Below are 26,737 nucleotides of genomic sequence, written 5' to 3'. Positions count from 1 at the left end.
CGCTCTCATCAAGCGGCGTTTTTATTTGCGCGGAACCAGGACCAGGCGCGCGCCGGCACTGCCGCCGGCTCGCGCCGCAGCTCCATATAGCGTTCTCCATCGCGTAGTTCGGCGAAGCCCAGCCGGCGGTAGAAGGGGCGCGCGTCGCGCGACACCAGCAGGAAGCGCCGCAGCTGCTGAAGTTCGGGGTGGGCCAGCGCCGCCTCCATCAAAGCGCGCCCGATGCCGAGACGGCGTGCTTCGGCCAGCACGAACACATCGGACAGATAGGCGAAGCTAACGTAGTCGGTGACGATGCGGGCAAAGCCCAGTTGCCGCAGCCCGCTGTAGGCGCCGAACACCAGAGAGTGCTCGATGGCCTTGTCCAACTGCGCCCGCGTCAGGTTTTGCGCCCAGTGGGTCTGGGTCAGGAAGCGCAGAATCATGTCGCGGTCCAGCCGGCCGTGCTCGCAGCTGATCTCCAGGTGGGCCATGGCGGCTCCGTGCGATGAAGACGCCGCCAGTATCCACGCGGGGTATCTCCGCCGGATGACGGGGAAATGGCGGAATCTTTACAGCGTAGCTAGAGCGTTGGCCAGCGGACCGTCAGCAGTAGCAAGAGGCCGATTTCGCACAGCTCGATGCCCGCGCCCAGGCAATCGCCGGTCATGCCGCCCAGCTTGCGCAACAGGAAACGACGCCAAGCCAGGGCCGCCAGCGGTGCCAGCAATAAAGGCGGAGCCAGCCAGGCGGACAGCGCCGCCAGCAGCGTCGCGTTGACGGCCAGGCTGGACCAGTGGCGGCGCCAGGCAAAGCGCTCGCCGCTGCCGGGCGCGATCGCCGGCAGGCTGGCGGACCAATACAGCGCGAAACAGCGGCACCAGGCGGGAATCAGCAGCAGGCCCCACGCCGGCGTCGGCTGTTTGGCCAGCAGCATCAGTAAGATCAGTTTGGCGACGATGGCCAGGATCAAGGCCAGAGCGCCGAAGCTGCCGACGTGAGGGTCCTTCAGCACTTCAAAGAAACGCTCGCGCGAGCGGTGCGCCGCGCCCAGCGCGTCGGCGAGATCGCCCAAACCGTCCAGGTGCAGGCCGCCGGTGACCCAGGTCCACATCAACAGCGCCAACAGCGCCGCCAGCCAGGGATCGCTCAGGCGGCCCAGGCTTAGCGCCGCCAGCAGCAGCGCGCCGACGATCAGGCCCACCGCGGCGAACCAGCGCGCGCTGTCGGCCAGCCATTCCTGCTTGAATTCGCGTAGCTGGGGCGTGGGGAGGCGGGTCAGGAATTGCAGCGCCAGAATCAGTCCGCGCACGGGGCTTCCAGACGCATCAGATAGGCTGGGTGCCCTTCTAGAATGGATAATTGGGCAAAGCCGCCGCGTTGCACCGTCATCAGCTTGGCCACCGAGAAGTCCGCGCCAAGCAGCTCCGCCAGCAAGGTGGTGATGACGCCGCCGTGGGTGACGAGCACCCGGTGGCTGCCGTTGGCCGTGGTCATCCATTCGGACAGGCCGGTCAGCACCCGAGTGCGGAAAGCTTCGTAGGGCTCGCCGCCGGGAGGCGTCAGTTCGCCGGCGGCCAGCTTGGCGCGCCAGTCCGGATAGCGTTGCGCCAGAACCTGTACGTCCATGCCGTCCCAGTCGCCGAAGTCCATTTCAGCGAACCGCGGGTCCACTTTCAGCGTCAGCGAGCCATGCAAGGCGTGCCGGACCGAGAACTCGCGACAGCGCTGCAAGGGCGAACTGGCCATCGCCGTTACCGGCGCCAGCGCGCAAATGCGCTGCCAGCTTTGCGCCATTTGTACGTGCCCCGTGGCGTTCAGTGGCAAATCGCTGCTGCCGATCAAGCGGCCGTCATGGTCGATTTCGCCGTGGCGCAGCAGGGTCAGCGTGTAGGGGTTCATTCCGCTTTTCCGGTGATGCCCGCCTCGGCGAAGGTGGCCATCTCGTTGTGCAGGCGGATGGCCATTTGCAGCAAGGGCACGCACAGCGCAGCGCCGGAGCCTTCGCCCAGATGCATGCCCAGATCCAGCACCGGCTCCAGCTTCAGCGCGTGTAGCGCCAACAGATGGCCGGTTTCCTCCGAGCGGTGACTGGCCAGCAACCAATCCCCCATGCGCGGCTCCAGCGCCAGCGCGCACAGCGCGGCGGCGCTGGCAATGAAGCCGTCCACCAGCGCCGGCGCGCCTTGTGCGGCGCTTTCCAGATAGAAGCCGGCCATGGCGGCGATTTCCAGGCCGCCCAGCTCGGCGAGGGTTTCCAGGGCGGACAATTCGCGACTGGCGACGCGGGCCAGCGCGACGCGCACCACTTGGCGCTTGGTTTCCAGGCCGGCCTCGTTCAGGCCGGTGCCGCGGCCGACGATGCGTTCCGGCGACAAGCCGGCGAGCCGGCAGATCAGCGTGGCGGACGCGGTGGTGTTGCCTATGCCCATGTCGCCGGCGATCAGCAGATTGGCGCCGCTGGCCAAGGCGCGGCGCGCGGCCTGGCGGCCCACTTCCAGCGCGGCCTCCGCCTGCGCCGGCGTCATCGCGGCTTCCCTGGCCAGATTGCCGGTGCCGGCCCGCACTTTTGCATGGACGATGGGCAGCGCGGAGACGTCGCTGAGCACACCGGCGTCCACCACCTCCAAGCGCGCGTCCAGACTTTGCGCCAGCACGCAGATGGCCGCGCCGCCATTGGCAAAATTGCGCACCATCTCGCCGGTGACCACCGATGGATAGGCGGACACGCCTTCCGCCGTCACGCCGTGATCGCCGGCGAACACCGTGATGGCCGGCCGCAGCGCGTCCGGGCAGGTCTTGCCCTGCCAGGCGGCGAAGCGGCAGGCCAGCTCTTCCAGCCTGCCCAGGCTGCCCGCCGGCTTGGTCAGTGTGGCCTGGCGGGCGCGGGCGGCTTGATAGGCGGCGAAGTCGGGTGAGCGAAAGGTGTCGGTGAATGTCATGAGATGGCCAGCTCCAGCCTGGGTGAGAGAGTGATTCAGCGGCGACTTTAAGCGATAGCCCTGCACGGGGGCAACCCGCAGTCGATGGACAATTTGATCCTAACTAAACATATTTCTTTTGGCACCATCCCGTCGGGATGCTCTCCGGTATAATCCAGAGCCTAGCAGGTGTCCGCGTCTCAATGTCGCGGATGAAACGGGAAGCCGGTGAGAAACCGGCGCTGCCCCCGCAACGGTAAGGCCTGGCGTGTAGGAGCTGTTCAACAGCGTCGCGTTGACTCGCGAGCTTTTGAGGCTAAACGCCCAGGCGATGCAACTGCCACTGTCCATGGGATGGGAAGGCGCATCGCCCCAAGGCCCAGCCCGGAGACCGGCCTGCTGGCATGCGCGATCATGGAAACAACACTCGCGCGCGCAATGGCCGCCCGGAAGGCGACCGCACTGGAGTATCGCGGGGAGGCGATCCGACAGACGGCCCGGCGCTCTGCCGTGGCGTCCCCCTTTTCATGCCTTCTTCGCACTCTCCCTATCAATGCCGCCACGGCGGCCAGATCATAAAAGTGGAGTGTGTTTCATGTTCAAGCCCCAACAATGCGCGTTGCTGGTCTCGCTAGCTTGCGCCGGCCAGGCCTACGCCGCCAATGTGCCCGAGTTTGCCGGCGATCCGGTGGTGGTGACGGCGAGCCGAGTTGCGCAACCGCTGTCGCGTACACTGGCCGATGCTACTGTGGTCACGCGCGAGGAAATCGAAGAAAGCGGAGCGCAAACTCTGCAGCAAGTGCTGTCGCGCCAGGCGGCTATCTCGATTGCCAGCAACGGGGGCCCTGGCAGCGCCAGCAGCATCTATATCCGCGGCAACAAGGATAGTCATACGGTGGTGCTGGTGGACGGTGTGCGGATTTACTCCGCAACGCTTGGCACTACGATGATCCAGAATATTCCCTTGGCGCAGATCGAGCGAATTGAAATTCTGCGGGGACCCGCGTCCAGCTTATACGGTGCCGATGCAATCGGCGGGGTGATTCAGATTTTCACTCGGAAAGGCGAGGGTGAGCCGCGCTGGAACGCAGGGGCGGAATTTGGCAGTCGAGGTACTGGCAAGCTAAGCGCCGGTGTAGCGGGGAAGTCGGGAAATACCGCTTATAGCCTGCAGTTGTCGCATGCTCAATCTGATGGTTTTTCGGCGACCAATCCACGCAATACGGGTTACTACAACCCGGATAACGACGGGTATCGCAATGATAGTTACACCGCTAGCTTGACGCAGACCTTGTTGCCTGGCCATGACTTGACCGTGCGTCTATTCCAGACCTTCGCTGAGACTGACATTGACTATACCAATGCGTGGAAGGGGCAAGATCGCTCCAAGTCGCGCCTGACCGGACAGAGCGTTGAATCAAAAAATCGTTTCAATGACGTCTGGACAAGCACTTTGCGTTTTGCTCGCAGTCAAGACAAGTCCGAGGAGTTCCATAACGATGATTTCGATCGCCGCGCCAGCTTTTTCCAGACTACGCAGAACGAATGGCAGTGGCAGAATGATCTGAATACCAAGATTGGCGTTTTTATTCTGGGCACGTCCCATTTGGACCAGAAAATCGCTAGCGATGGTATCTATACCAAAAACACCCGCACCACCAATGCCGGATTCGTGAGCTACCAGTTGGAGTTGGGCAAACATCTTCTCCAAGCCAGCCTTCGAAACGATCATGATGATCAATTTGGAGGGAAGACAACTGGAAAAGCCGGTTACGGCTATCGTTTCGCTGATGCTTGGTTGGCGCGTGTAGGTTATGGCACAGGGTATAAAGCACCGTCCTTTAACGATCTGTACTATCCGGGCAGTGGCAACCCCAATCTAAAGCCGGAGAGTTCAAAGAATACAGAATTGGCCCTGCAATACCGAAAAGATGGCCGTTCGGCTAGCTTGACCTTATTTCAGAACAAAGTGGAGCAGTTGATTCAGTGGGCGCAAACCGACCCCACGGATTTCAATTCATGGCGCCCGAGTAATGTGGATCGCGCAACGATCCGGGGGCTGTCATTGGAGGCGGCGGCCCAATGGCTCAGTATCGATTGGCAAGGTAACTTGACGTTGATGGATGCGCGAGACGATAAGACAGGCAATTGGTTGGCAAATCGGCCGCGCCAGAGTGCCAGCGTCTCCGCCGCCAAGCAGTGGGAAAAATGGACGCTGGGAGCGGAGCAGCAAGTCGCGTCGCGTCGAGCAGGAGATGCGACTAATTCGGAGGCCAAAGCGCTGCATGGTTACGGCGTGACCAATATTTTTGCCAATTATCGTTTTGCCAAAAATTGGACTGCCACGGCTCGAGCGGACAATCTGTTCAATCGTGAATATGAAACCGCTTATGGGTACAACACCGGCGGACTGGGTGTTTTCCTTGGGGTTCGTTTCAGTCAGTAAGGAATCATCCCCATGACTCACCTAATCACCGGCGGCGCGCGCAGCGGCAAGAGCCGCTACGCCGAATCCCTGGCCCTGGCTCATCCCGGCCCGGTTTGCTATCTGGCCACGGCGGAGCTGCGCGGCGGCGACGCCGAGTTCGCCGCCCGCGTCGAGCACCATCGCCGGCGGCGTCCGGCTGAGTGGTCGCTGGCGGAGGCCGGTCGTGGGCTGGCTGATGAGCTGTGCCACCGCGACGTGGCTGGCGGCCTGCTGCTGATAGATTGCCTGGGCATGTGGTTGATGCGCTTTTTCGACGAGGACGGCGGTTTCGACGCAGCCGGTTTCGAGCAGGAGTGCGCCGCGCTGCTGGCTGCGCTAGAGCGGGCGAGGGGCGAGGTGCTGCTGGTCAGCAATGAAATCGGCTGGGGCGTGGTGTCGGCCAGCGCCCAGACTCGTTGCTTCGTTGACGAGTTGGGGCGTTTGAACCAGCAAGCGGCAGCGGTTTGCCGGCGGGTGACATTGGTGGCCTGCGGCTTGCCGCTGGTGTTGAAAGGCGAGGCATGAGACGGTTGTTGGGTTTGACGCTGCTGTTGAGCGCGCTGCCGGCGACGGCGGCGGTCAGCGTTCAGGACGGCAGCGGACAGACCATCACGCTGGCTCAGCCGGCGCAAAGGATTTTGACCCTGGTGCCGCATGCCACGGAAATGTTGTACGCGATCGGCGCCGGCGACAAGCTGGTGGCCACGGTGGAGTATAGCGACCACCCGGACGCCGCCAAGCGCTTGCCGCGGGTGGGCAGCTTCACCGGCTTCAGTCTGGAGGAAGTCATGCGCCAGCGGCCGGACCTGGTGGTGGCCTGGCGCGACGGCGGCGCGCCGCGTGAACTGGAGCGTTTGCGCGGCCTGGGCATTCCCGTTTATCTGAGTCACCCTTTGCAGCCGGACGACGTGGCCAAGGAAATGCTGGCGCTGGGGCGGCTGGCCGGCGCGGATGGGAGCTCCGCCAAGGCGGCGGCAGGCTATCGCCAGCGCTTGGCGGACCTACGCCAGCGTTACGGCGCGCGCGCGCCGGTGAGGGTGTTCTACCAAGTCAGCCAGACGCCCATCTTCACCGTCAGCGACCAAAGCTTCATGGGGCCGTTGATTCGCCTGTGCGGCGGCGTCAATGTGTTTGGCGATGTCCGGCAACCGGCGCCGCAAGTGTCCGCCGCCACTGTGGTGGCGGCGCGTCCGCAGGCGATTCTGGCCGGAGACGAAGCCAGCCTGCGGATGTGGCGTCGTTGGCAAACGCTGCCGGCGGTGGCCAAAAACGCGCTGTTCGCCCTGCCGGGCGACGCCATGGTCGTGCCCGGTCCGCGGCTGGTGGATGGCGCGGAGGCCTTGTGTCTCGCGCTGGACACAGCGCGGCAGCGGCTGGGTTTGACGGCCAAGTGAGCGCCGGCTATCCTCGCCGCCATGGACAAGGAACTGGAATATCTCGAGTCGCGGGTGACGGCGTTGGTGGCGCGCATTCGCGAACTTGAAACACAAAACGGCCGTTTTGCCGAAGCGCTGTCCGAAGCGCTGCGCGACAATGCGGAGCTGAACTTCAAAGTCAACGAAACCCGCGCGCGGGTGGCGGCTCTGGTCGAGCGCCTGCCCAAGGCGTCGGAGGATGCAGAATGAGCGACGTGGCTCAGGTTGAAATCGAACTGCTGGGGCGTTCCTTCACCATCGGCACCCCGGCGGAAGAAAAGGAAACGTTGCAAGAGGCGGTGCGCTTGCTGGCCGGCAAGATCGAAATGATTCAGCAGCACGGCAAGGTAATGGACGCCGACAAGATCGCCATCATGGCCGCGCTGAACATCGCCCACGATTTGTTGAAGACAAAAGTGGGAGAGGGCTTGGAGATGGCGGCGTTTCAGCGTAAAATACGCAGTATGAGCGAAGCCGCCGACCAAGCGCTTCGCGAAAGCCAGCAAGCGCTGTTTTAAACGCAGAGCAGCTGGCGAACACCAAGGTCAGTACCCCCTGCGGTGTTTGTGAAGGCACACAATTCCTTTGTACCAATGCGTTCGCTTCAGGCTGCCAGCGTGAGTCATGGGCGTGCCGCGTCCTCTTGAGGATGCGCCCGAAATGACTGGCAGGCGGCCCTCCCTGGAAACAGGGTACAAGCGAATTTTGCCCGAACGACACTCGCGGGGGCTCCCCCCTCTGCCATGACCGCACTTTCCTTTGTTTCCGATCCGGTTTCCCTAGACAAGCCCGCATTGCGCAGGCGGATTCGCCGTGCGCGCCAGGCGCTGAGCACTAGCTATCGCTTGCAGGCAATGCGGGCGATCGCGCGTCACGCCTCGCGGCTGCTCAAGCGCGGCAAGCGCGTGGGCGCTTATCTGGCCGCCGGCTCGGAGCTGAATCTGGAAGTCCTGATGAGCGCAGCGCTGTGGCGCGGCGCGGAAGTCTATCTGCCGCAGATCCCGCGGCGTGGCCGCCGGCTATGGTTCAGCCGTTTGGGCGCGGCGGACCGCTGGTATCTGCATCCGCGTTATCGAATCGCCGAATACGACGGCCCGGCGCTGCGCGCCGAACGGCTGGACGTGTTGTTCGTGCCGCTGCTGGCCATTGACGACGATGGCTATCGCATGGGCCAGGGCGGAGGCTTTTACGACACCACGCTGGCCTTCCGCCAACGCGCGCGTCAGTTCGGCAAACCCTTGCTGGTGGGCGTGGCCTACGATTGCCAGCGCGTCGAGTGCGTGCCGCGCGAAGCGTGGGACGTCCGGCTCGATTATTTGTTGACCGAATCCGGCCTGCGCCGGCTGCCCTTGAGCCCCTTATGCCGCTAGCCGTTGTCTTCCTGGCCGTTTTGCCGGCCTTGGCCCTGCTGGGGCGTTTGGAATGGGCAGTGACGTGGTTGTATTTGAGCCTGAGCCTGCTGTGCTTCGTTTTGTACTGGCGGGACAAGCGGGCGGCGGAGCGCGGCGGGCCGCGTACGCCTGAAGCCAGGTTGCTGTGGCTGGGCGTGTTGTGCGGCTGGCCCGGCGGGCTGATGGCGCGCAGGCTGTTCCGCCATAAAACCGTCAAGCAGCCGTTCCGGCTGCTGTTCTGGTGCGGCGCGGCCTTGAATCTGGCCGCGCTGAGCGGCTGGTTGTACCTGCGGGCAAACTGAGCGATCAGCGCCAGTCGTGGCGGCCGCCGTAGTAATAGCCGTAAACCGGCGTCACCACCACCGGGGCCGGCCTGACCACCACCGGCCTGACCGCCACCCTGGGCGGCTCCACTACGCAAGCGCTTAAGCCGGCGGCCAGCGCCAGTCCCAGCAGACATTGTTTGGCACGGGTATTCATCGTCTTCATCCTTTTCTTCAGTTATCGCTATATCCCCTTGGGATGCCGATGTCAGCATAAACGGCAATCTTTCCAGTAAGATTGAGCAAGCGTTAACCCTTTCCCTGACTAATTAACAGACATTGCCCATGCGATACTGGCTGATGAAGTCCGAACCGGACGATACTTCGATCGACGATCTCGCCGCCGAGCCCGAACGCTTGTTCGAGTGGACCGGCGTGCGCAATTACCAGGCGCGCAATTTCATGCGCGACGGCATGCAAGAGGGGGACCGGCTGCTGTTCTGGCATTCGTCCTGCCCGGAGCCGGGGGTGGCGGGCCTGGCGGAAATCGCCGCCGCCGCTCATCCGGACTCCAGTCAGTTTGATCCGGAAAGCCCTTACTACGACCCCAAGTCTTCTCCCGACGCGCCGCGTTGGCTGGCGGTGGACGTGCGCTTCCTGCGCAAGACTCGGCTGCTGTCGCCAGCGGAGCTGCGTCAACACCCGCCTCTAGCGGAAATGACGGTGCTCAAGCGCGGCAATCGGCTGTCCATCACCCCGCTGAGCGAGGACGAATGGCGCTACATTACTGAACAGTTGCTGGCATGCTGAGCGTTCCGCTGATTCTGACGCTGCTGGCCTGCGGCGCGGTGGCCGGCTTCCTGGCCGGATTGCTCGGCGTCGGCGGTGGCTTGGTCATCGTGCCGGTGGTTTTGGGCGTTTTGTCCGCCGCGCAGTTGGGCGGCGATCATGCCCAACATTTGGCGGTGGGCACTTCGCTGGCGGTCATGGTGTTTACCAGCCTGTCCAGCGTACGCGCTCACCATAAGAAGGGCGCGGTGGATTGGCGCATCGTGAGGGCGATGGCGCCGGCGATGGTGGTCGGCACCTTGCTGGGCAGCCTGGTGGCCGGCGCGATCTCCGGGCTGGCGCTGAAATGGTTCTTCGTCGGCTATGCCTACCTGGTCGCCGTGCAGATGTTCTTCAACCTCAAGCCGCAAGCCAGCCGCGGAATGCCTGGTCAGGCCGGGCAATGGGGCGCCGGCGGGCTGATCGGCATGATCTCCAGCTGGGTGGGCATAGGCGGCGGCTCAATGAGCGTGCCTTTCATGAGCTGGTGCAATGTGCCGGTGCACACCGCCATCGCCACCAGCGCGGCGCTGGGCTGGCCCATCGCCGTATCCGGCGCCGTCGGCTACCTTTATAGCGGCTGGGGTGCTGCCGGCTTGCCGGCCGGCGCCTTGGGCTTCGTCTACCTGCCGGCCATGCTGGCGCTGATGCTGATGACGGTGTTGATGGCCCCCTTGGGCGCGCGCGCCGCGCACAAGCTGCCGGTGGCCCGCTTGAAGCAGGTGTTCGCCGCCTTGATGACGGCGATGGCCAGCGAGATGCTATACAACCTGCTGCGAGGTTGAGCGCGGCGCGTTTTCCCTTGTTCCCCCGATGGAGAGGCCATGTTGTATCCGCCGATAGCACCGTTCGCCAGCGGCATGTTGCCGCTGGACGGCTTGCATGCGATGTACTGGGAGCAATGCGGTTTGCCACAGGGCTATCCGGCGCTCTATCTTCACGGCGGGCCGGGCGACGGCTGCGTGCCGGCCTGCCGCCAGCTGTTCGACCCCGGCTTTTACCGCGCGGTGCTGTTCGATCAGCGCGGCAGCGGCCGTTCGACGCCGCGCGGCGAGCTGCGCGACAACAGCACCGCCCATCTGGTGGCGGACATCGAACGGCTGCGCGAGCACCTGGGCATTGAGCGTTGGCTGGTGTTCGGAGGCTCCTGGGGCAGCACGCTGGCGCTGGCTTACGCCCAGGCGCATCCGGAACGCGTCAGCGGCCTGATCCTGCGCGGCATTTTCCTGGGCGAGCGCAGCGAGATCGACTGGTTCCTGCACGGCATGGGCCAGTTCTTTCCCGAAGAATGGCAGCGTTTCGTCGCGCCTATCCCAGAGGCCGAACGCGGCGATTTGCTGGCCGCGTACTACCGGCGCCTGACCGATCCCGACCCGGCGGTGCACCTGCCGGCTTGTCGCGCCTGGGGGCGTTACGAGGGCGCTTGCGTCGCGCTGCGCCCCAACGCCGACGCCGCCGAACGCGCCAGCAGCGAATACGTGGCGTTGTCGCTGGCGCGGCTGGAGGCCCATTACTTCTTCAACCGCGTTTTTCTGCCGGAGGGCGCCTTGCTGGCCGGGCTGGCGCGCATTCGCCATATCCCCGCCGCCATCGTGCAAGGCCGTTACGACGTCGTCTGCCCGCCGATCACCGCGCTGCGGCTGGTCCAGGCCTGGCCTCAAGCCCACTACGAACTGGTGGAAGCCGCCGGCCATTCTCTGTGGGAGCCGGACATCCTGGACGCGCTGCTGCGGCAACTGGAGCGTTTCCGCGACGCCCATCTGGCCGGCCGGGTTTGAACCTGGGCAACTAATCAACCGCGGGGAGGGTCGAACCCAGCTTTCCACTCCAACCGGATACAAGGATGGACATGAAAGCAATAATGCTCTGCGCCGTGGCCGCCTTGGCCGCGATCCCCGCCGCCGCCTCCGCCTACAGCGATGAAGCGCGCTTACCGTTTGCCGGCCAGCCGGGCGAACTGCCGCTTGAGGTGGTGCTGCGCTTTGCCAAGAACCGCCTGGGCGAGGACGGTCAGTTCGAATACCGCAGCCTGAAAGTGATACAGATCAGCCAGCCGGAAGCGTTCGACAAAGCCAGCATCGCCTTGCTGCGCGAAGGCCTGATGGACGACAGCGTCAAGGGCACGCGCCAGCGCTTCCAGCTTAGCCGCGAGGACAATGTTTGGACCATACGCGCAGTGAAGGAGGACTTCTCCTGCTGGCGCGGCCGCAAAGGTTGGGGCGTCAAGCTCTGCCCGTGATTGCGCTAGGCTGAGTAGCCGGCCAAGCATTTGTTTTTTTGGGGTCTTATCGCGGGAGCGAAGACGCCGTTATAATGGGGGCAACCTTTTTGCGGACGGGCTATCCGGAGCGCGACTCATCACTAGCGCCTCCGGGCAGCCCGCCTTTTGTATTTCCGCCTTTTGAATTTCAGAGTCCAGACAAAGATCGCCATGCAAGAACAATACAGTCCGCGCGCGGTTGAAGCCGCCGCCCAGCAGAAATGGCAGAAGACTGCCGCCTTCAAAGCCGTGGAAGACGCGTCGCGTCCCAAGTACTACGCCTTGTCGATGTTCCCGTATCCGTCCGGCAAGCTGCACATGGGCCATGTGCGCAACTACACCATCACCGACGTGCTGGCCCGTTTCAAGCGCCTGCAAGGCTTCAACGTGCTGCAGCCGATGGGCTGGGACGCCTTCGGCCTGCCGGCCGAGAACGCCGCGATGAAAAATGGCGGCGCGCCGGCTGCCTGGACCTATGCCAACATCGAGTATATGAAGCAGCAACTGGACAGCCTGGGTTTCGCGCTGGACTGGGAGCGCGAGCTGGCCACCTGCAAGCCGGACTACTATCGCTGGGAGCAGTGGCTGTTTACGCGTTTGTTTGAAAAAGGCGTGATCTATAAGAAAAACGGCGTGGTCAACTGGGACCCGGTGGATCAGACCGTGCTGGCCAACGAACAAGTAGTGGACGGCCGCGGCTGGCGCTCCGGCGCGCTGGTGGAAAAGCGCGAAATCCCGATGTACTACTTCCGCATTACCGACTACGCCGAGCAGCTGCTGGCGGATCTGGACAAGCTGGACGGCTGGCCGGAACAGGTCAAGACCATGCAGCGCAACTGGATAGGCAAGAGCTTCGGCTCCGACGTGGCCTTCGCCTACGATGAAGCCAGCATCGGCCATGCAGGCCAACTCAAGGTCTACACCACCCGTCCGGACACCTTGATGGGCGCCACCTATGTGGCCGTGGCCGCAGAACACCCGCTGGCCACTCAGGCCGCGGCGGGCAAGCCGGAGCTGCAAGCCTTCATCGCCGAATGCAAGGCCGGCTCCGTGGCCGAGGCCGACGTGGCCAAGATGGAAAAGAAGGGCATGGACACCGGTCTGTTCGTCGTCCACCCGCTGACCGGCGCCAAGCTGCCGGTATGGGTAGCCAACTACGTGCTGTGGGGCTACGGCGAAGGCGCGGTGATGGCGGTGCCGGCGCATGACGAGCGCGACTTCGAGTTCGCCAACAAATACCAGCTGCCGATCCAGCAGGTCTACGCGCCGGCCAGCGGCGACGACAACTTCGACGCCGCCGTTTGGCAGGACTGGTACGCGGCCAAGGACGACAGCATCCGCACCGTGGGCAGCGGCAAATACGACGGTCTGAACTTCGCCGCCGCCTTCGACGCCATCGTCGGCGATCTGGAAGCCAAGGCCGCCGGCCAGAAGAAAACCCAGTACCGTCTGCGCGACTGGGGCATTTCGCGTCAGCGCTACTGGGGCTGCCCTATCCCCATCATTCACTGCCAGAGCTGCGGCGATGTGCCGGTGCCGGAAAAAGACTTGCCGGTGACGCTGCCGGAGAACGTGATTCCGGACGGCGCCGGCTCCCCGCTGGCCAAGATGCCTGAATTCTACGAAACCAGCTGCCCGAAATGCGGCGGCGCGGCCAAGCGCGAAACCGACACCATGGACACCTTCGTCGAGTCCAGCTGGTACTACGCGCGCTACGCCTCGCCCAAGTGCGACACCGCGATGGTGGACAAGAAGGCGGCTGACTACTGGTTGCAAGTGGACCAGTACGTGGGCGGCATCGAACACGCCATCTTGCACCTGCTGTACGCGCGCTTCTTCCACAAGCTGATGCGCGACGAAGGCCTGGTGTCCAGCGACGAGCCGTTCAAGAGCCTGCTGACCCAGGGCATGGTGGTGTGCGAAACCTTCTACCGCGAACTGCCCAACGGCGCCACCGATTGGATCGCGCCGCAGGACGTGGTGCTGGAGCGCGACGCCAAGGGCAAGATCGTGGCTGCCAAGCATCGCGTTGACGGCCTGCCGGTGGTGGTGGGCGGCATCGAGAAGATGTCCAAGTCCAAGAACAACGGCGTGGACCCGCAGGAATTCATTGAAAACTACGGCGCGGACACCGCCCGCTTGTTCATGATGTTCGCCGCGCCGCCGGAACAGAGCCTGGAATGGTCGGACGCCGGCGTGGAAGGCGCGTTCCGCTTTCTCAAGCGCTTGTGGAAAGTGACTAACGAGCATGTAGCCGCCGGCCTGGCGCCGGCCTACAGCGGCGGCGAACTGTCCGCCGGCCTGAAGGATCTGCGCTTCAAGCTGCACGCCACCATCCAGAAAGTGGCCGACGACTACGGTCGCCGCCAGCAATTCAACACCGCCATCGCCGCGGTGATGGAACTGCTGAACACCTACGACAAGACCGACACCTCCGGCAACGCCGGCCGCGCGGTGGCGCAGGAAACGCTGGAAACCGTAGTGCTGCTGCTGTCCCCCATCGTGCCGCATATCTGCGACGCGTTGTGGAGCGCCTTGCGCCCGGGCAGCGAACTGCTGCAACAAGCCTGGCCGAAAGTGGACGAGAGCGCGCTGATCAAGAGCGAGATCGAACTGATGGTGCAGGTGGGCGGCAAGCTGCGCGGCAGCGTCACCGTGGCCGCGGACGCGGCCAAGGAGGTGATCGAAGCCGCGGCGCTGGCGCATGAAAACGTGCAGAAGTTCATGGAAGGCAAGCCGGCCAAGAAAATCATCGTGGTGCCGGGCCGCCTGGTCAACATCGTGGTGTAAACCGACGTGGCTCCGGTCCTGGGCGCGGCCTGCGCGCCGGACCGGGCCAGCATTGTTTCCCGATAAGGAATCGTGAATGAGACTTTCCCTGCAATGGTTGTGGCTGGCGCTGCTGGCCGTCACGCTGAGCGCCTGCGGCTTTCACCTGCGCGGCCTGGGCGGCCCGATGAAGCCGCTGCCGTTCGCCTCGCTGTATTTCGACGGCGGCGGCACCGCGGTGGCCGGCGATGTGCGCACCGTGCTGGCGCGCGACCCGCGCCTGCAAGTGCTGGACAATCCCAAGCAGGCCGAGGCGGTGGTGACCATCCTCAGCGAAAACCAGTCCAAGGACATCCTGACCCTGAACGTGGGCGGCAAGATCAACGAGTACCAGCTGACCTATACCGCCGTGGTGCGCACCGTGCTGTTCGGCGTGCAGGTGGAACCGGACATGACCGTGGTCGTGCGCCGCAGCATGAACTACTCGGATAGCGCCATCCTCGGCAAGGAGCAGGAAGAAGCCCTGATCTGGGCCGACGCCCGCCGCGACGCGGCCGAGCAGATCGTGCGCCGGCTGGCTTACCTGAAAAAGCCGGCCGCCGCGCCGCTGACCGGCCCGCAAAGCCTGAAGCCCGCCGATGCCCAGCCTAAGCCCTGACGCGCTGATCGCGGCGCTGGGCAAGGGTCTGGCGCCGCTGTACCTGATCCATGGCGAGGAAGCGCTGCTGGCCTTGGAGGCCGCCGACGCGCTGCGCCAAGCGGCGCGCGATCAAGGCTATCAGGAGCGCGAAGTGTTGACAGTGGAGGCGGGGTTCGACTGGTCGCAGCTGCGCGACGCGATGAGCAGCGTTTCGCTGTTCGCCGAGCAAAAGCTGCTGGAAATCCGCATTCCCAACGGCAAGCCCGGTACCGAAGGCGCCGAGGCGCTGCAACAGCTGGCGGCTCAGCCGCCGCAGGACACGGTGACCCTGATCACCCTGCCCAAGCTGGAGCGCGCGCAGCAGCAGTCCAAGTGGTTCCAGGCGCTGGAAAAGCTGGCGGTGACGGTGGAGGCCCGATTGGTGGGGCGCGCCGAGCTGCCAAGCTGGATCACGCGCCGCCTCAAGGCTCAAGGCCAAGTGCTGGGCGGCGAGGCGCTGGCTTTCTTTGTTGATCGCGTCGAAGGCAATTTGCTAGCCGCGCGCCAGGAAGTGGACAAGCTGGCCCTGCTGTACCCGGCCGGAGAATTGACGCTGGAGCAACTGCGCGCCGCGGTGGCTAATGTGGCCCGCTTCGACGTGTTCCGTTTGTCCGAATCCTGGCTGGCCGGCGATGTGCCGCGGGTGCTGCGCATGCTGGACGGCCTGATGGCCGAAGGCGAGGCGCCGGTGCTGGTGTTGTGGTCGCTGACCGAAGACGTGCGCATGTTGCTGCGCCTGCGCCAGGGCCTGAAGGACGGACGCAACGCGCGCGACATGGCGCGCGAACTGCGTTTGTGGGGCGACAAGCAGCGTCTGGCCGAACCGGCCTTGCGCCGCATCGGCCCGCGCAAGCTGATGACCGCGCTGGACGAATGCGCGCGCATAGACCGTCAGATCAAAGGCGTGGAAACCGGCGATCCCTGGCAGACCATGCGCGGGCTGGCGGGCTTGCTGGCCGCTTGAGCCGGCGGGACATTCACCAAGATTCGCGCCCCGTGCGCGGCAAACAGGAGAGCACCATGGCTATATTCGATTCCTTGAGCGGTTTGCTGTCCGGCGGCGCGGAAGGCGGCGCCGGCGGAGCCTTGCAGGCCCTGCTGCAACAGCAAGGCGGTTTGGGCGAGCTGGTGTCGTCCTGGGTAGGACAGGGCGGCAATTTGCCGGTGTCCGCCGAGCAGATTCAGCAAGTGCTGGGCTCGGAGCAGTTGTCCGGCCTGGCCGAGAAGTTTGGCCTGGAGCAGGGCCAGCTGTCGCAGCTGGTGGCTGAGCACTTGCCCGGTCTGGTGGACAAGCTGACCCCCAACGGCCAGTTGCCGCAGGGAGAGGATCTGTTGTCCCAGGGGACGGACCTGCTCAAGGGCTTGTTCCGCAGCTGACCCTGTTTACGATCTGCTGCGCGTCGGCGATACGGCGTTGAAAACCCCTTCGAAATGCTCATGTACCGTATGTACATTCCGCTTTCTCAGCGGTTTTCGCCTTGTCTCGCTCTAGCTCGCAAGATCGTAAATAGGCTCTGGCCCCACCCATCCATGCAACAACGCCGGCCGCGAGAGACTCGCCGTCGGCGTTTTTCATGGGAGCTAGGGAGAAGGCTTAATGATGATGGCCGGCCGCGCCTGCCGCCGTCACCGTCAACTCCGCCGCCGGGCTCTTCAGCTCATGCGCGTCCTGGCCGGCGGCCGGAATCTCCGCCCAGTTGGTTTCGCCCTGCTCGCATTGCTGCTTTACCTTGAAGTAGAGCTTGCCCGGCTGGGTGGCGATCTTGGCCTGGAACACGAACTCATCGTAGAAATTGGACGGCAGCTTGCCGCCCTTCCAGGTAATGCGGCTCACATCCTCGCTTACCTTGCGGCCGTAGTTGTCGAAAGGCTTGACCGCGCTCTTGCTCACCTCCACCTCCCAGCCGGCTTTCGGCATCGGCTGCGCCAGGCGCACGCCTTCCGGCATTTCCACGCTGATGGCGGTGGTGGGGCTGCCATTGCAGCCATGGCCGATTTTCAGCACGCCCTTGTAATAACCGCCGCTGGCGGCGGTGGGGGTTTCCAGGGTGACGTGGGCGAGGGCGGAACCGGAGGTGGCCAGCAAGGCCAGCAGGGCGAGTTTTTTCATGGAAGCTATTTGCGGATCAAGGTTAGCACCGTTGCCGGCCAGGGGCGGCAAATGCGAATGAGGATTGACCGCATCAGTTTAGCGCCTGCTCATTCCTTCCGCATGCGACAAAGTGTCGCATAGTTCGTATGAGAACAATGCATTTGTAACGTCATTGTCATGGCCGCTATACTGGTCGGCCCGCCCAATCGCTCAGGAGCAGTCATGATGGTTCGTGCTTTATCCACGGCAACGCTAATGATGCTTTCCACTCATGGCTGGGCCGCCGGCGGCTACAGCGGCCTCGGCGCCGCCAGCGTCAGCGCGGAGGACGTGGCGCGCTACCGCGCCGCGCCGCTGCCGGCGGAACTGAGCCGCAAAGTGCAGAATATGCTGGACCTGCGCGCGCCCGGCGCCGGCGTGCTGGCTCCGGACGGCAAGGCCTTGTATTTCAGCTGGCGCGTCACCGGCGTGCCGCAGGTCTGGAAGCTGGATGGTCCGCAGCGCTTCCCGGTGCAACTGACCGGCGGCGAAGACGCCACCCTGATTCAGGACGTCAGCCCGGATGGGCACTGGCTGGTACTCAGCCGCGACCGCAAGGGCGAGGAAAACCCCGGCCTCTATCTGCAAGCCGCCAGCGGCGGCGCGCTGCGGGAAGTACAGCACAAGCCCGGCGTGCAAACCCAGTTCCAGTTTCTCAGCAAGGACGGCCAATGGCTGTACTACCGCAGCAACGACGAGCGGGCCGACAGCTATACCCTATACCGCTACCGGCTGGCTGATGGCCGCCGCGAGCGCTTGTTCGGCGAGCGCGGCGCCTGGAGTATCGCCGGCCATCGCGACGACGGCCGTCTGCTGCTGCAAAAGACGCTGAGCAACGCCAGCGCGGAATTCTATCTGTGGACGCCGGACGGCAAACCCTTGCAGCCGCTGCTGGGTAAGGGCGAGACCGTCGACTACCGGATGGACTTCGGCCTGCGCGACGGCGAATACCTGGTGCGCAGCAATAAGTTCGGCGAATACCACCGTCTCTATCTGTGGCGCGCCGGCGTATTCAAGCCATTGACGCCGGAGGCGCGCGGCGATGTGGAAAACCTCACCATCGACCGCAAGCAAGGCCGCGTTTACTACACGCTGAGCCAGGACGGCTACAGCAAGGCGCTGGCCTTGGACGGCCGCCGCGGCTATCGTGCGCTGAAGCTGCCGGCCTTCCCCGGCGCGGCCCAAGTTAATGTGGTGAATCTCAGCCGCGACGGCCGCTACGTCAATTTCAGCGTGGAAACCGACACCGCGCCGGCCAGCAGCCACGTTTGGGACAGCAAGCGCGGCAAGCTCGGTCAATGGCTGTTGCCGTCCGCGCCGGAACTGGACACCCGCGGTTTCGCCAAGGCCAGCCTGGAAAGCTATCCCGCGCGCGACGGCACGCCGATTCCGATGTTCGTGCGCCGGCCGACCCGCTGCGCGGCCACGCCCTGCCCGGTGGTGGTCAACTTCCATGGCGGCCCGGAAGGGCAGAGCCGCGCCGGCTTCTCGCCGCAGGCCCAGTTATTCGTCGACGCCGGCTTCATCTATGTGCAGCCCAATGTGCGCGGCTCCGTCGGCTACGGTAAGAGCTGGCTGGACAGCGACAACGGCCCGCGCCGGCTGCAAGTGCTGTCTGATATTGAAGACGCCGCGCGTTACATCCGCAGCCAGTGGGGCGCGAACGGCGCGGCGCCCAAGATCGGCGTAATGGGCGGCAGCTACGGGGGCTATTCCACGCTGGCGGCGATGACCATCTTCGCCGGAGCCTATGACGCCGGCGTGTCCAATGTCGGCATCGCCAATCTGGTCAGCTTCCTGCAAAACACCGCGCCCTACCGCCGAGCGCTGCGCGCCGCCGAATACGGCGATCTGGAACGCGACCGCGCCGCGCTGGAGCAACTGTCGCCCATCAATCACATCGACAAGCTGCGCGATCCGCTGCTGATCATCCAGGGCGTCAGCGACCCGCGGGTGCCGGTGGGCGAAGCGCTGCAAATGTATCGCGCCATGGCCGGCGAGGGCGTGGACGGCGGCCTGATCCTGTTCCCGGACGAAGGCCACGGCGCGGCCAAGCGCGAAAACCAGGTGCTGCAACTGGGTCATAGCCTGTGGTTTTTCCAGCGCCACCTCTTGGGGCAGAATGGAGGCGGCGCCGCCGAAGCCGGCCGCGCCGAACCGGGAGAAAAACATGAGTCCAAAGGCGCTTGAAGACTACCTCCACCAACACATCCCGCTGTCCGCCGCGATGGCGGTCAGCGTGGACGAGGCCAGCGGCGAGCGCGTGATCCTGAACGCGCCGTTGGCGCCCAATATCAATCACCGCGCCACCGTGTTTGGCGGCAGCGCCTCGGCGGTGGCCATCCTCGCCGCCTGGAGCCTGGTGTTCATGCGCCTGCGCGAGCGCGGCTTGCCTGGCCGCGTCATCATCCACGGCAACAGCATGCGTTACGACAAGCCCATCGCCGCCAGCTTTCTGGCACGAGCGACCGCGCCGGAGCCGGCCGCCTGGGACAAACTGGAGCGCGCCTTGCGGCGCGGACGCATGGGACGGCTGCGGCTGGCGGTGACGCTGGAATGCGACGGCGAAGCGGTGGGCGGCCTGGACGGCGAGTTCGTGGTGCTGCCCGGCGAAGGTGATTCCCCACTCTGAAGCAGGCCCCGCGGTGGTGCAGCATCGCTTATCAAACTTTAAATCCAATCTGAATAGCTCATTTTTTGTGCTAAAAAGAAATATCTTGTGCCGGGTTGGGTTGAGCGATAGCCAAAATAACCGCGTCTCGGCGTTCCGGCCACAGCCGCGCCGCAACGCCGGCGGGCGTGCGCTGGGGGAGGCCAATGGCGTTAAAAGCGCAGAAGGAGCTGGAACTGGTGCTGCGTCTATTGCAGCGCAAGGGTTTGCACGCGGTGGACCGGCAGTCCTGGCCGCCGCCGCTGCCGGATGTCGGCGCCACCCTCAGCGACGGTCGGCGGATCGCTTTTGAAGTGACGGAAGTTCATGCGGACGAGCATCTTTTCGGCGGCGGCAAAGGCTGTCTGCGCGCGCTCGAAGTGCGTCAGGCGCAGCAGGGCGAGGATGTGCCGATCAGCGTGCCCAACGCCCCCATCGCCGCGATCAAATACCGGATTCAAGCCAAATGCGTGAAGCGTTACGCGGCCAAGCCGGGCTATGAATTGAGCCTGCTGCTGGCGGCCAATATCCCGCAGTTCGGCGGCGTGGCCGCCACCACCCTGTTTCCCGCCTTTATCCAGGAAGCGGCGCTGACCGCCGCCACCCATGATTTGCTAGAGTCGTCGGCATTCGAGCGCGTCTACCTGCATCTGATCCAGCCCGGCGTCTTGTATGAGTGGAGCAAACAGGAGGCCTGGGTGGAAATGGCCAAAGTCTCGGATGAGGGAACCCGGCCGTCTTTCTGGGCGGAACCGCTGCTCGGCGGCGTCTGTTGGCAGGGTAGCGCGTCCTGAAAGACAGGACGCGCGTTTTCATTCCGGCTCTTGATTGCGGTAGCCGTCGATCCACAAAATCCTTAACCGTGACGCGCAAGGCAAGGCGGCGAGGCTAATCCCCGGCGGGGCTTGGTGGGTATCGCCTGTCGGCTCCACCCACCCGCTGAGGTCAGCGATTGCTCAGGCGGATTCGGCGGAAACGCGCTTCCAGGCTGAGCCGCTGCCCCAGCGCCAGGTAGAGCTGGTGTTGGCTGTCCACATGGCGATAGACGCGTACCCGATCAGCGCCCAACAGCATCATGATTTCCAGATAGTTGAAGAAACCCATCCACTGGCCGCGTCCGTCGCGGTCGTCAAAATCGATGTCGCGCGCCACGCGGCTGAGCAGGCCTTTGCCGACGTATTCGCGGTTGTCCTTCATCCATTGCAACAGGTGGGCTGCGCATTCGCGGCCGTAGGCGCTGTCGGCGGGGTAATCCTTACGGGGCGTGGGCATTTGCCAGTAATGCCGATAGGTGCGGCCGGGGCAGAAACGAACAAAGGGGAGCAAGGCTTCCTGCTGCTCCAGCGAGTGCAGTTTGTAGCGACGACGACGGGGGAAGTTGTGAGGCTGTTGCATGGTGTTTCTCCTGCTGTGACACAAGATAAACCACCTGCCGAGAGAAGCTGAGGTGAGGCAGGCGCGTGGCAGGATTGGCGTACCGGACACTGTTAACCCGGTGAGTGCATAGCACTCTCCCACCATGCACCTGCCGAATGGCACGACCATGGAAAAGCCGCTTGCGCAGAATTCTGCGCAAGCAAGTTAACAGTGATTACGGGACGCCAATCCCGTGTGCCGCTTGTTTTAGCGGCAACGTGGGGATTGTTGCCGAGGGTGGGCCTTGGGTCAAGGTTGGGTGGTTGGTTTGCTTGAGTGTCGTTTATTGATTCGGTGCTCTGGTTTTGAATCCGCTATGCGGATATTAATTTAGGTGCCGCTTTCCGCGCTGACCGAGCGAGGCAAGCGCAGCGTCGCGAGGAAATAAGACGGGGAGGGGGCGGGCCGCCGTCCCCTTCCATCCCCCTCGTCCCCCAGGACGCGAAACCCGGAGCGCGCCCCGAGGGGACACATGGTCACTACACGAGGTGGTCAATTTTCTAGATAGGGGATGGTTGATTCGCTGCCTAGGCCGCTTTGTGGGTAACTTTGCTTCACTACCCTTGTCTGTGGGTAAGTCTTGTTCCCTAAAGGAAACCATGTATTCGACGCGCCCCTGGGTCCCTTCAAGCCTGCCGTCGGGTGGCAGGCCCGAGGTCTTAAGCGGCTGCCTGTTCGAGCACCGCGACGTTAGCGCGGTGCGAGTTCAGCCGCGCCTCGGGCCTGACGGGCCCCGGCGGGAAGCCGCAGGCCAGGCTTGCAGGGCGGCCTTTGGGGTGAAGGGGAATTTGGCCGAGCAAATTCCCCTTCCTGCCCGCCGGGCAGCCCCGGCAATGAAAATCATCATCCGCGCAGCGGATACAAGCTGATGCACTGGCAATAGTGCTGCTTGCGCTAGCGGCTGGACGTCGGCCCCCATTTCGCCAGAATCTCTCGCTCCTCTTGAGTCATCTGAGTCAAATTGGCCAGCGGCATGTATTTGGACGCTACCGCCTGCTTGATTCTGTGGGCGTTGATGAGGATTTCCTGCGCATCGTCAAACTTCAAACCGGCCGGCGGCGCCACGAAGCCGGCCTGGCTGGGCGTGGCCGAGTGACAGGACAGACAGCGGTTTTGAATGATGGCGTGAATCTGACGCAGGCTGTCGGCTGTTTTTTGCGCCGTCGACGCCGCCAGCGAATCCGCCGCGGCTTGCGGTGCGGTTGGCGTGATGGTAGGCGGCGGCGCGGCCAATAAGCCCACGCCGGCCAGCAACAGGCCGCCCAACGCCGGCAGCAGCGGCCGCTTGCGGCCGGAGTGACGTAGCACGAAGTATTGACGGATCAGCGCGCCGGACAGGATGAACAGCACCATGATCAGCCAGGCGTGGCGGTTGCCATAGGTGAAGGAGTAGTGGTTGCTGATCATCAGGAACACCACCGGCAGCGTGAAATAGGTGTTGTGCACCGAGCGTTGCTTGCCGCGCAGGCCGTCCAGCGGGTTGGGTTTGTCGCCGGCCCGGATGGCGCGCACCATGCGGCGCTGGCCGGGGATGATCCAGAACAGCACATTGGCCGACATGCAGGTGGCCATCACCGCGCCGGTGATCAGGAAGGCGGCGCGGCCCTGGAAGATTTGGCTGCTGACGTAGGCCACCAGCGCCATCAGCAGCGCCACGGCCAGGCTGAGCGCGCCGTCGTGGTTCATGTCCGGGCTGATGCGGCGGCAGAGTTGGTCGTAGGCCAGCCAGCCGCCCAGCAGGAAGGCGGTGGCGATCACCGCGGCCTGGCCGCCGGACAAGGCCGCCGCCCAGGCCCAGGGGCTGCCGGAGTTGACCAGGTAGAAGGAGGCGTTGAACAGGTAGAGCAAGGAGAACAGGCCGAAGCCGGACAGCCAGGTGGTGTAGGATTTCCAGAACGACCAGTGCAGCTTGTCGTCCAGCGGGAAGGGCGGCTGGCCCAGGTATTTATGGTTGTGGTAAAAGCCGCCGCCGTGCACGGCGAACATCTCTCCGTGCAGGCCGCGCCGGGTATCGGCGGCGGAGGGCGGCGACAGGCTGTTGTCCAGCATGACGAAGTAAATCGATTCGCCTATCCAGGCGATGGCGGCGATCACGTGCAACCAGCGCAGCAGCAGGTTGCCCAGCTCCAGCAGGTAGTTTTCCATGGCGAGGTTTCCGGGTGGGGGACGGGAACAGCGTCAACTGCCGCGGTAGGTGGAGTAGCTCCAAGGCGTGAGGACCAGCGGCACATGGTAGTTTTCGTCCGCCTTGGCGACGCCGAAGCGCAATGCGACGTGGTCGAGGAAGCGCGGTTCCGGCAGCTTCACGCCTTGGGCGGCGAAGTAGTCGCCGGCATGGAACAGCAGTTCGTACACGCCTGCGCGTAGCTGCTCGCCTTCCAGCAGCGGGCGTTCGCATCGGCCGTCGCGGTTGGTCGCTGCCTCGGCCAGCAACAGACGTTGTTCTCCGTCCAGCCGGTATAACTGGCAGCGCACGCCCGCCGCCGGCTTGCCGTGCATGGTGTCCAGCACATGGGTGGTCAATTTGCCCACGGTTGTTTCTCCTTTGTTGTGCGGCCCGATCTGGCGGACCTGTTGTCGATCTTGTTGTTCGCGATGGTGATTTAAAATTGTCGACAATTTGTGTTGACGATAGTGTTTGCTCACGACAATAATTGTCAACAAAATTCTGAAAGCATAGAGCGGGATATGGAAATACCGGGAGGAGACATGTTGCATTCCGCTAACGGAACCCAGGCCGCCGCCGCGCCCAGGGCGTCCACCCTGGCGGGCGACGGCGCGCCGAGCAATGACGCCGACCGCTTGTACTGGGAAATCTTCGACGCGGTGATAGACCAGCGGCTATTGCCGGGGGTCAAGCTGACTGAGGCGGTGTTGTGCGACGCCTTCCAGTGTTCGCGCAGCAGCGCCCGCAGCGCGCTGGCCCAGTTGGCGCATGACAAGATTGTGGACATCCAGCCTAACCGCGGGGCCTTCGTCGCCAAGCCGGACGAGAAGGAAACCCGCGATGTGTTCGAGGCGCGGCGCATGGTTGAGGCGGCGATTCTGGACAAGCTGCTGGCCTTGCCCGATCTGGCCGAGCGTTTGCCGCCGATGCGGCGCATGGTGGCTGACGAGCGCGCGGCTTTCGAACGCGGCGACCGGGTCAGCTGGATCCGTCTGTCCAACGCCTTTCATGTGCAGTTGGCGCGCCTGGCCGACAACGAGGTGTTGACCGAATTGATGCACGGCCTGTGTTCGCGCACTTCGCTGATCATCGCCTTATACGATGTGCCGGGCCGCAGCGCCTGCTCCTTCGACGAGCATGAGGCGATCCTGGCGCGGCTGGAAGCCGGAGATCGCGCCGGCGCAGCGGCGGCGATGCACCATCATCTGGAGGACTGCGAGCGGCGGATGAAGGTGGAAGCTCCCAGCCGTCTGGACCCGTGGACGGTATTCAACCTTAAGCGCTGACAGCGGGAAGGATGGCCATGCAGGCGGATTATCCACGCGATTTGATCGGCTACGGCCGCGAGCTGCCCGAGGCCAATTGGCCGGGGGCGGCGCGCATCGCCGTGCAGTTCGTGCTCAATTACGAGGAAGGCGGCGAGAGTTGCGTGTTGCACGGCGATGCCGGCTCCGAGCAGTTCTTGTCGGAAATCATCGGCGCGGAGGCCTACCCAGCGCGGCATCTGTCGATGGAGTCGATTTACGAGTACGGCTCGCGCGCCGGGGTGTGGCGCATTCTGCGCGAGTTTGAGCGGCGCGGCCTGCCACTGACGGTGTTCGGCGTCGGCATGGCTTTGGAGCGGCATCCGGAGCTGGCCAGCGCGCTGGCGGAGTTGGGCCATGAGGTGGCCGGCCACGGTTATCGCTGGATTCATTATCAGCAGGTGGACGAAGCGGTGGAACGCGAGCATATGCGGCGTTGCGTGGAGGCGATCCGCCGCCTGACCGGCCAACGTCCGTCCGGCTGGTACACCGGCCGCGACAGCCCCAATACGCGCCGGCTGGTGGCGGACGACGGCGGCTTTCTCTATGACTCCGACTACTACGGCGATGATCTGCCGTTCTGGACCCTGGTGCGGCGCAGCGACGGGGGCGAGCAGCCGCATCTGATCGTGCCTTACGCGCTGGACACCAACGATATGCGCTTCGCCACCGCGCAGGGCTTCAATACCGGCGAGCATTTTTTCAGCTATCTGAAAGACGCTTTCGATGTGCTCTACGCCGAGGGCGCCGACAAACCGCGCATGCTGTCGGTGGGGCTGCATTGCCGTCTCATCGGCCGGCCCGGCCGCTTTGCCGGCCTGTGCCGCTTTCTCGATTATCTGGAGCGGCATCCGCGAGTGTGGGTGTGCCGGCGGGTGGACATCGCCCGGCATTGGCGGGAGACGCATCCTTTCAGCGGAGACGGATCATGTCCTTGACGCTGGCGCAGTTGAACGCCTTGTCGACGGAGCAGTTCGTCGTCGCGCTGGGCGGCATTTTCGAGCATTCGCCCTGGGTGGCGGCGCAGGCAGCCGATCAGCGGCCATTCGCCAGCATGGCTGACTTACACGACTGCATGCGGCGACAGGTGGAGGAGGCGGGCGCGGAGGCGCAATTGCGCTTGATCCGCGCCCACCCGGAGTTGGCCGGGAAGGCGGCGCTGCGCGGGGACTTGACCACCGAATCCGCCGCCGAGCAAGGCGGCGCCGGTTTGGACCAGTGCTCGCCGCAGGAGCTGGAACTGTTGCGGCGCTTGAACGCGGACTACCGGGCGTGCTTCGGTTTCCCCTTCATCCTGGCGGTGCGGGGTTATCAGCGCGCCGACATCATCGCCGAATTTCAACGGCGGCTGGCCGCCGAGCCGGAGGCGGAACGGCTGGCCTGTTTGCAGCAAATCTATCGGATCGCCGGCCTGCGCTTGGCCGAACTGATTTCTTCCTGATCCCGCGACTAGACCGGAGCCGCCATGTCCAGCCAGATTCTCGTCATGTACTTGTTTTCCATCCTGGTGGTGATCGCCGTGCCCGGCCCCCTGTCGCTGTTCATGGTGACCACCAGCGCCGAGCATGGCCTGTTGCGCGCCTGGCCGGCGTTTGCCGGCGGCGTGCTGGCGTCTTTGTCGCTGCTGCTTTTGTCCGCCTTGGGCGTGGGCGCGCTGATCCTGGCCTCTCCCGGTCTGTTCTCCATCCTGCAGACGCTGGGGGCAGGCTATCTGCTGTGGCTGGGTTTCAAGACCTGGCGCGGCGCCGGCCGGGCCGCGGGCGCGCAGGACGGCCGGGGCGGCGCTCCGACGCAATGGTTTTCCCATGCCTTTCTGCTGGGCATCAGCAACCCCAAGGGCATCGCCTTTTTCGTGGCGCTATTGCCGCAGTTCATCGACGCCCATGCGCCGCTGGCGCTGCAATTGGGCTGGATGGCGGCCGGCTGGGCGGTAATCGATTTATCGTGCAAGACCGCTTACGGCTTGCTGGCGCAGTTGTTCTTCCTGCGTCTGGCGGTGTTGCGCATCGTGTTTCTCAAGGCTTCGGCCTTGTTTTTCCTCGCCTTGGGGCTGGCGCTGATCTGGGGCCGGCTGACGGCGTGAACGGCGGACGGCGC

31 protein-coding genes, 1 other RNA gene and 1 riboswitch are annotated in these 26,737 nt (G+C 64.2%); of the genes, 23 read left to right on the top strand and 9 right to left on the bottom strand.

Annotation, left to right across the window (positions count from 1 at the left end; all coding sequences use genetic code 11):
- Window positions 1-8 precede the first annotated feature (8 nt).
- The 4 genes from B0T39_RS19740 to cobT form a co-directional block, all read right to left on the bottom strand.
- Window positions 9-473, bottom strand: coding sequence for a GNAT family N-acetyltransferase (locus tag B0T39_RS19740; RefSeq protein WP_081549636.1), 465 nt, complete (start codon window positions 471-473; stop codon window positions 9-11).
- 89 nt (window positions 474-562) lie between these two features.
- On the bottom strand, window positions 563-1,291 hold the full coding sequence (cobS, locus tag B0T39_RS19735; RefSeq protein ID WP_081549634.1) for an adenosylcobinamide-GDP ribazoletransferase: 729 nt from the start codon (window positions 1,289-1,291) through the stop codon (window positions 563-565).
- The gene (locus B0T39_RS19730) at window positions 1,279-1,881 is read right to left on the bottom strand and encodes a histidine phosphatase family protein (protein WP_081549632.1); all 603 of its coding nucleotides are present in this window, start codon (window positions 1,879-1,881) and stop codon (window positions 1,279-1,281) included. Before B0T39_RS19730 ends, cobS begins: the two co-directional genes overlap by 13 nt.
- Window positions 1,878-2,921, bottom strand: a complete 1,044-nt coding sequence (cobT, locus tag B0T39_RS19725) for a nicotinate-nucleotide--dimethylbenzimidazole phosphoribosyltransferase (RefSeq protein WP_081549630.1) — start codon at window positions 2,919-2,921, stop codon at window positions 1,878-1,880. The genes B0T39_RS19730 and cobT overlap by 4 nt, the downstream gene beginning before the upstream one ends.
- Before the next feature lie 149 nt (window positions 2,922-3,070).
- Window positions 3,071-3,314, top strand: a riboswitch (cobalamin riboswitch).
- A gap of 181 nt (window positions 3,315-3,495) precedes the next feature.
- Between cobT and B0T39_RS19720 the strand changes: the two genes are divergently transcribed.
- The 8 genes from B0T39_RS19720 (at window position 3,496) to B0T39_RS19685 (ending at window position 8,475) form a co-directional block, all read left to right on the top strand.
- A complete protein-coding gene (locus B0T39_RS19720; RefSeq protein WP_176219610.1) occupies window positions 3,496-5,346 on the top strand; it encodes a TonB-dependent receptor domain-containing protein in 1,851 nt (616 codons plus the stop codon).
- A 12-nt stretch (window positions 5,347-5,358) separates the two neighbouring features.
- A complete protein-coding gene (gene cobU, locus B0T39_RS19715; protein WP_081549626.1) occupies window positions 5,359-5,892 on the top strand; it encodes a bifunctional adenosylcobinamide kinase/adenosylcobinamide-phosphate guanylyltransferase in 534 nt (177 codons plus the stop codon).
- Window positions 5,889-6,761, top strand: coding sequence for a cobalamin-binding protein (locus B0T39_RS19710; protein WP_081549624.1), 873 nt, complete (start codon window positions 5,889-5,891; stop codon window positions 6,759-6,761). Before cobU ends, B0T39_RS19710 begins: the two co-directional genes overlap by 4 nt.
- A 21-nt stretch (window positions 6,762-6,782) precedes the next feature.
- Window positions 6,783-6,992 (top strand): hypothetical protein, encoded by a 210-nt coding sequence (locus tag B0T39_RS19705; protein ID WP_019101794.1) that lies wholly within the window; start codon window positions 6,783-6,785, stop codon window positions 6,990-6,992.
- Entirely contained in the window at window positions 6,989-7,300 is a 312-nt protein-coding gene (locus B0T39_RS19700) for a cell division protein ZapA (RefSeq protein ID WP_019101793.1), read from the top strand. Before B0T39_RS19705 ends, B0T39_RS19700 begins: the two co-directional genes overlap by 4 nt.
- 31 nt (window positions 7,301-7,331) lie before the next feature.
- Window positions 7,332-7,515: non-coding RNA, 6S RNA (gene ssrS / locus B0T39_RS19695), on the top strand.
- Window positions 7,516-7,525: 10 nt separating this feature from the next.
- Window positions 7,526-8,152, top strand: coding sequence for a 5-formyltetrahydrofolate cyclo-ligase (locus B0T39_RS19690; RefSeq protein ID WP_081549622.1), 627 nt, complete (start codon window positions 7,526-7,528; stop codon window positions 8,150-8,152).
- Window positions 8,143-8,475, top strand: a complete 333-nt coding sequence (locus B0T39_RS19685) for a DUF1294 domain-containing protein (protein WP_081549620.1) — start codon at window positions 8,143-8,145, stop codon at window positions 8,473-8,475. The genes B0T39_RS19690 and B0T39_RS19685 overlap by 10 nt, the downstream gene beginning before the upstream one ends.
- Window positions 8,476-8,479: 4 nt before the next feature.
- Here the strand turns inward: B0T39_RS19685 and B0T39_RS25720 are convergent, their stop codons facing one another.
- Complete coding sequence (locus B0T39_RS25720; protein ID WP_162835138.1) at window positions 8,480-8,653, bottom strand: hypothetical protein; 174 nt, start codon at window positions 8,651-8,653, stop codon at window positions 8,480-8,482.
- A 128-nt stretch (window positions 8,654-8,781) separates the two neighbouring features.
- Here B0T39_RS25720 and B0T39_RS19680 point away from each other — a divergent pair, with 128 nt between their 5' ends.
- From B0T39_RS19680 to B0T39_RS19645, 8 genes are all read left to right on the top strand, one after another.
- Window positions 8,782-9,246, top strand: coding sequence for an EVE domain-containing protein (locus B0T39_RS19680; protein ID WP_081549618.1), 465 nt, complete (start codon window positions 8,782-8,784; stop codon window positions 9,244-9,246).
- Window positions 9,240-10,049, top strand: coding sequence for a sulfite exporter TauE/SafE family protein (locus tag B0T39_RS19675; protein ID WP_081549616.1), 810 nt, complete (start codon window positions 9,240-9,242; stop codon window positions 10,047-10,049). Before B0T39_RS19680 ends, B0T39_RS19675 begins: the two co-directional genes overlap by 7 nt.
- 39 nt (window positions 10,050-10,088) lie before the next feature.
- The gene (gene pip, locus B0T39_RS19670) at window positions 10,089-11,042 is read left to right on the top strand and encodes a prolyl aminopeptidase (protein ID WP_081549614.1); all 954 of its coding nucleotides are present in this window, start codon (window positions 10,089-10,091) and stop codon (window positions 11,040-11,042) included.
- A gap of 71 nt (window positions 11,043-11,113) precedes the next feature.
- Entirely contained in the window at window positions 11,114-11,503 is a 390-nt protein-coding gene (locus tag B0T39_RS19665; protein ID WP_141111317.1) for a hypothetical protein, read from the top strand.
- Window positions 11,504-11,695: 192 nt separating this feature from the next.
- Window positions 11,696-14,314, top strand: coding sequence for a leucine--tRNA ligase (gene leuS, locus B0T39_RS19660; protein WP_081549610.1), 2,619 nt, complete (start codon window positions 11,696-11,698; stop codon window positions 14,312-14,314).
- A gap of 217 nt (window positions 14,315-14,531) precedes the next feature.
- A complete protein-coding gene (locus tag B0T39_RS19655) occupies window positions 14,532-14,951 on the top strand; it encodes an LPS-assembly lipoprotein LptE (RefSeq protein WP_439896897.1) in 420 nt (139 codons plus the stop codon).
- Entirely contained in the window at window positions 14,932-15,936 is a 1,005-nt protein-coding gene (holA, locus tag B0T39_RS19650) for a DNA polymerase III subunit delta (RefSeq protein ID WP_081549606.1), read from the top strand. The genes B0T39_RS19655 and holA overlap by 20 nt, the downstream gene beginning before the upstream one ends.
- A complete protein-coding gene (locus B0T39_RS19645) occupies window positions 15,846-16,349 on the top strand; it encodes a YidB family protein (protein WP_254894607.1) in 504 nt (167 codons plus the stop codon). Before holA ends, B0T39_RS19645 begins: the two co-directional genes overlap by 91 nt.
- Before the next feature lie 217 nt (window positions 16,350-16,566).
- On the opposite strand, the gene B0T39_RS19640 is transcribed toward B0T39_RS19645, so the two are convergent.
- A complete protein-coding gene (locus tag B0T39_RS19640; protein WP_081549602.1) occupies window positions 16,567-17,082 on the bottom strand; it encodes a YcnI family copper-binding membrane protein in 516 nt (171 codons plus the stop codon).
- 237 nt (window positions 17,083-17,319) lie between these two features.
- Between B0T39_RS19640 and B0T39_RS19635 the strand changes: the two genes are divergently transcribed.
- The 3 genes from B0T39_RS19635 (at window position 17,320) to B0T39_RS19625 (ending at window position 20,547) form a co-directional block, all read left to right on the top strand.
- The gene (locus B0T39_RS19635) at window positions 17,320-19,293 is read left to right on the top strand and encodes a S9 family peptidase (protein ID WP_217806294.1); all 1,974 of its coding nucleotides are present in this window, start codon (window positions 17,320-17,322) and stop codon (window positions 19,291-19,293) included.
- Window positions 19,274-19,735, top strand: a complete 462-nt coding sequence (locus B0T39_RS19630; protein WP_081549600.1) for a YiiD C-terminal domain-containing protein — start codon at window positions 19,274-19,276, stop codon at window positions 19,733-19,735. The genes B0T39_RS19635 and B0T39_RS19630 overlap by 20 nt, the downstream gene beginning before the upstream one ends.
- Window positions 19,736-19,920: 185 nt before the next feature.
- Entirely contained in the window at window positions 19,921-20,547 is a 627-nt protein-coding gene (locus B0T39_RS19625) for a hypothetical protein (protein ID WP_081549598.1), read from the top strand.
- Window positions 20,548-20,698: 151 nt separating this feature from the next.
- Here the strand turns inward: B0T39_RS19625 and B0T39_RS19620 are convergent, their stop codons facing one another.
- From B0T39_RS19620 to uraH, 3 genes are all read right to left on the bottom strand, one after another.
- Window positions 20,699-21,148, bottom strand: coding sequence for a hypothetical protein (locus tag B0T39_RS19620; protein ID WP_081549596.1), 450 nt, complete (start codon window positions 21,146-21,148; stop codon window positions 20,699-20,701).
- Between the two features lie 915 nt (window positions 21,149-22,063).
- Window positions 22,064-23,314, bottom strand: coding sequence for a urate hydroxylase PuuD (locus B0T39_RS19610; protein WP_081549592.1), 1,251 nt, complete (start codon window positions 23,312-23,314; stop codon window positions 22,064-22,066).
- A gap of 33 nt (window positions 23,315-23,347) precedes the next feature.
- Window positions 23,348-23,701, bottom strand: coding sequence for a hydroxyisourate hydrolase (gene uraH, locus B0T39_RS19605; RefSeq protein ID WP_081549590.1), 354 nt, complete (start codon window positions 23,699-23,701; stop codon window positions 23,348-23,350).
- A 177-nt stretch (window positions 23,702-23,878) separates the two neighbouring features.
- On the opposite strand from uraH, the gene B0T39_RS19600 reads away from it, so the two are divergent.
- From B0T39_RS19600 to B0T39_RS19585, 4 genes are read left to right on the top strand one after another with little or no spacing between them, the layout of a single operon-like run.
- A complete protein-coding gene (locus tag B0T39_RS19600; protein WP_081549588.1) occupies window positions 23,879-24,622 on the top strand; it encodes a GntR family transcriptional regulator in 744 nt (247 codons plus the stop codon).
- A gap of 17 nt (window positions 24,623-24,639) precedes the next feature.
- Complete coding sequence (puuE, locus tag B0T39_RS19595; protein WP_254894606.1) at window positions 24,640-25,578, top strand: allantoinase PuuE; 939 nt, start codon at window positions 24,640-24,642, stop codon at window positions 25,576-25,578.
- Window positions 25,569-26,081 carry a 2-oxo-4-hydroxy-4-carboxy-5-ureidoimidazoline decarboxylase gene (gene uraD / locus B0T39_RS19590; protein WP_081549584.1) on the top strand — a complete coding sequence of 171 codons (513 nt, stop codon included), beginning with the start codon at window positions 25,569-25,571 and terminating at the stop codon, window positions 26,079-26,081. Before puuE ends, uraD begins: the two co-directional genes overlap by 10 nt.
- A 24-nt stretch (window positions 26,082-26,105) precedes the next feature.
- Window positions 26,106-26,723 (top strand): LysE family translocator, encoded by a 618-nt coding sequence (locus B0T39_RS19585; protein ID WP_081549582.1) that lies wholly within the window; start codon window positions 26,106-26,108, stop codon window positions 26,721-26,723.
- Window positions 26,724-26,737: the final 14 nt, after the last annotated feature.

Source organism: Chromobacterium haemolyticum, assembly GCF_002081825.1.
In the GTDB taxonomy this organism is placed as follows: domain Bacteria; phylum Pseudomonadota; class Gammaproteobacteria; order Burkholderiales; family Chromobacteriaceae; genus Chromobacterium; species Chromobacterium fluminis.
This window is presented reverse-complemented; position numbering and strand designations above follow the sequence as displayed.

Coding starts and splice junctions, on each gene's coding strand:
- B0T39_RS19585 (WP_081549582.1), top strand. CDS start 26,106: ATGTCCAGCCAGATTCTCGTCATGTACTTGTTTTCCATCCTGGTGGTG.
- B0T39_RS19675 (WP_081549616.1), top strand. CDS start 9,240: ATGCTGAGCGTTCCGCTGATTCTGACGCTGCTGGCCTGCGGCGCGGTG.
- B0T39_RS19730 (WP_081549632.1), bottom strand. CDS start 1,881: ATGAACCCCTACACGCTGACCCTGCTGCGCCACGGCGAAATCGACCAT.
- B0T39_RS19625 (WP_081549598.1), top strand. CDS start 19,921: ATGGCGTTAAAAGCGCAGAAGGAGCTGGAACTGGTGCTGCGTCTATTG.
- B0T39_RS19610 (WP_081549592.1), bottom strand. CDS start 23,314: ATGGAAAACTACCTGCTGGAGCTGGGCAACCTGCTGCTGCGCTGGTTG.
- pip (WP_081549614.1), top strand. CDS start 10,089: ATGTTGTATCCGCCGATAGCACCGTTCGCCAGCGGCATGTTGCCGCTG.
- B0T39_RS25720 (WP_162835138.1), bottom strand. CDS start 8,653: ATGAATACCCGTGCCAAACAATGTCTGCTGGGACTGGCGCTGGCCGCC.
- leuS (WP_081549610.1), top strand. CDS start 11,696: ATGCAAGAACAATACAGTCCGCGCGCGGTTGAAGCCGCCGCCCAGCAG.
- cobU (WP_081549626.1), top strand. CDS start 5,359: ATGACTCACCTAATCACCGGCGGCGCGCGCAGCGGCAAGAGCCGCTAC.
- B0T39_RS19630 (WP_081549600.1), top strand. CDS start 19,274: ATGAGTCCAAAGGCGCTTGAAGACTACCTCCACCAACACATCCCGCTG.
- B0T39_RS19705 (WP_019101794.1), top strand. CDS start 6,783: ATGGACAAGGAACTGGAATATCTCGAGTCGCGGGTGACGGCGTTGGTG.
- B0T39_RS19685 (WP_081549620.1), top strand. CDS start 8,143: ATGCCGCTAGCCGTTGTCTTCCTGGCCGTTTTGCCGGCCTTGGCCCTG.
- cobT (WP_081549630.1), bottom strand. CDS start 2,921: ATGACATTCACCGACACCTTTCGCTCACCCGACTTCGCCGCCTATCAA.
- B0T39_RS19640 (WP_081549602.1), bottom strand. CDS start 17,082: ATGAAAAAACTCGCCCTGCTGGCCTTGCTGGCCACCTCCGGTTCCGCC.
- holA (WP_081549606.1), top strand. CDS start 14,932: ATGCCCAGCCTAAGCCCTGACGCGCTGATCGCGGCGCTGGGCAAGGGT.
- B0T39_RS19700 (WP_019101793.1), top strand. CDS start 6,989: ATGAGCGACGTGGCTCAGGTTGAAATCGAACTGCTGGGGCGTTCCTTC.
- B0T39_RS19600 (WP_081549588.1), top strand. CDS start 23,879: ATGTTGCATTCCGCTAACGGAACCCAGGCCGCCGCCGCGCCCAGGGCG.
- B0T39_RS19740 (WP_081549636.1), bottom strand. CDS start 473: ATGGCCCACCTGGAGATCAGCTGCGAGCACGGCCGGCTGGACCGCGAC.
- B0T39_RS19620 (WP_081549596.1), bottom strand. CDS start 21,148: ATGCAACAGCCTCACAACTTCCCCCGTCGTCGTCGCTACAAACTGCAC.
- B0T39_RS19645 (WP_254894607.1), top strand. CDS start 15,846: ATGCGCGCGCATAGACCGTCAGATCAAAGGCGTGGAAACCGGCGATCC.
- B0T39_RS19665 (WP_141111317.1), top strand. CDS start 11,114: ATGAAAGCAATAATGCTCTGCGCCGTGGCCGCCTTGGCCGCGATCCCC.
- B0T39_RS19635 (WP_217806294.1), top strand. CDS start 17,320: ATGATGCTTTCCACTCATGGCTGGGCCGCCGGCGGCTACAGCGGCCTC.
- B0T39_RS19680 (WP_081549618.1), top strand. CDS start 8,782: ATGCGATACTGGCTGATGAAGTCCGAACCGGACGATACTTCGATCGAC.
- puuE (WP_254894606.1), top strand. CDS start 24,640: ATGCAGGCGGATTATCCACGCGATTTGATCGGCTACGGCCGCGAGCTG.
- uraD (WP_081549584.1), top strand. CDS start 25,569: ATGTCCTTGACGCTGGCGCAGTTGAACGCCTTGTCGACGGAGCAGTTC.
- B0T39_RS19690 (WP_081549622.1), top strand. CDS start 7,526: ATGACCGCACTTTCCTTTGTTTCCGATCCGGTTTCCCTAGACAAGCCC.
- B0T39_RS19710 (WP_081549624.1), top strand. CDS start 5,889: ATGAGACGGTTGTTGGGTTTGACGCTGCTGTTGAGCGCGCTGCCGGCG.
- B0T39_RS19720 (WP_176219610.1), top strand. CDS start 3,496: ATGTTCAAGCCCCAACAATGCGCGTTGCTGGTCTCGCTAGCTTGCGCC.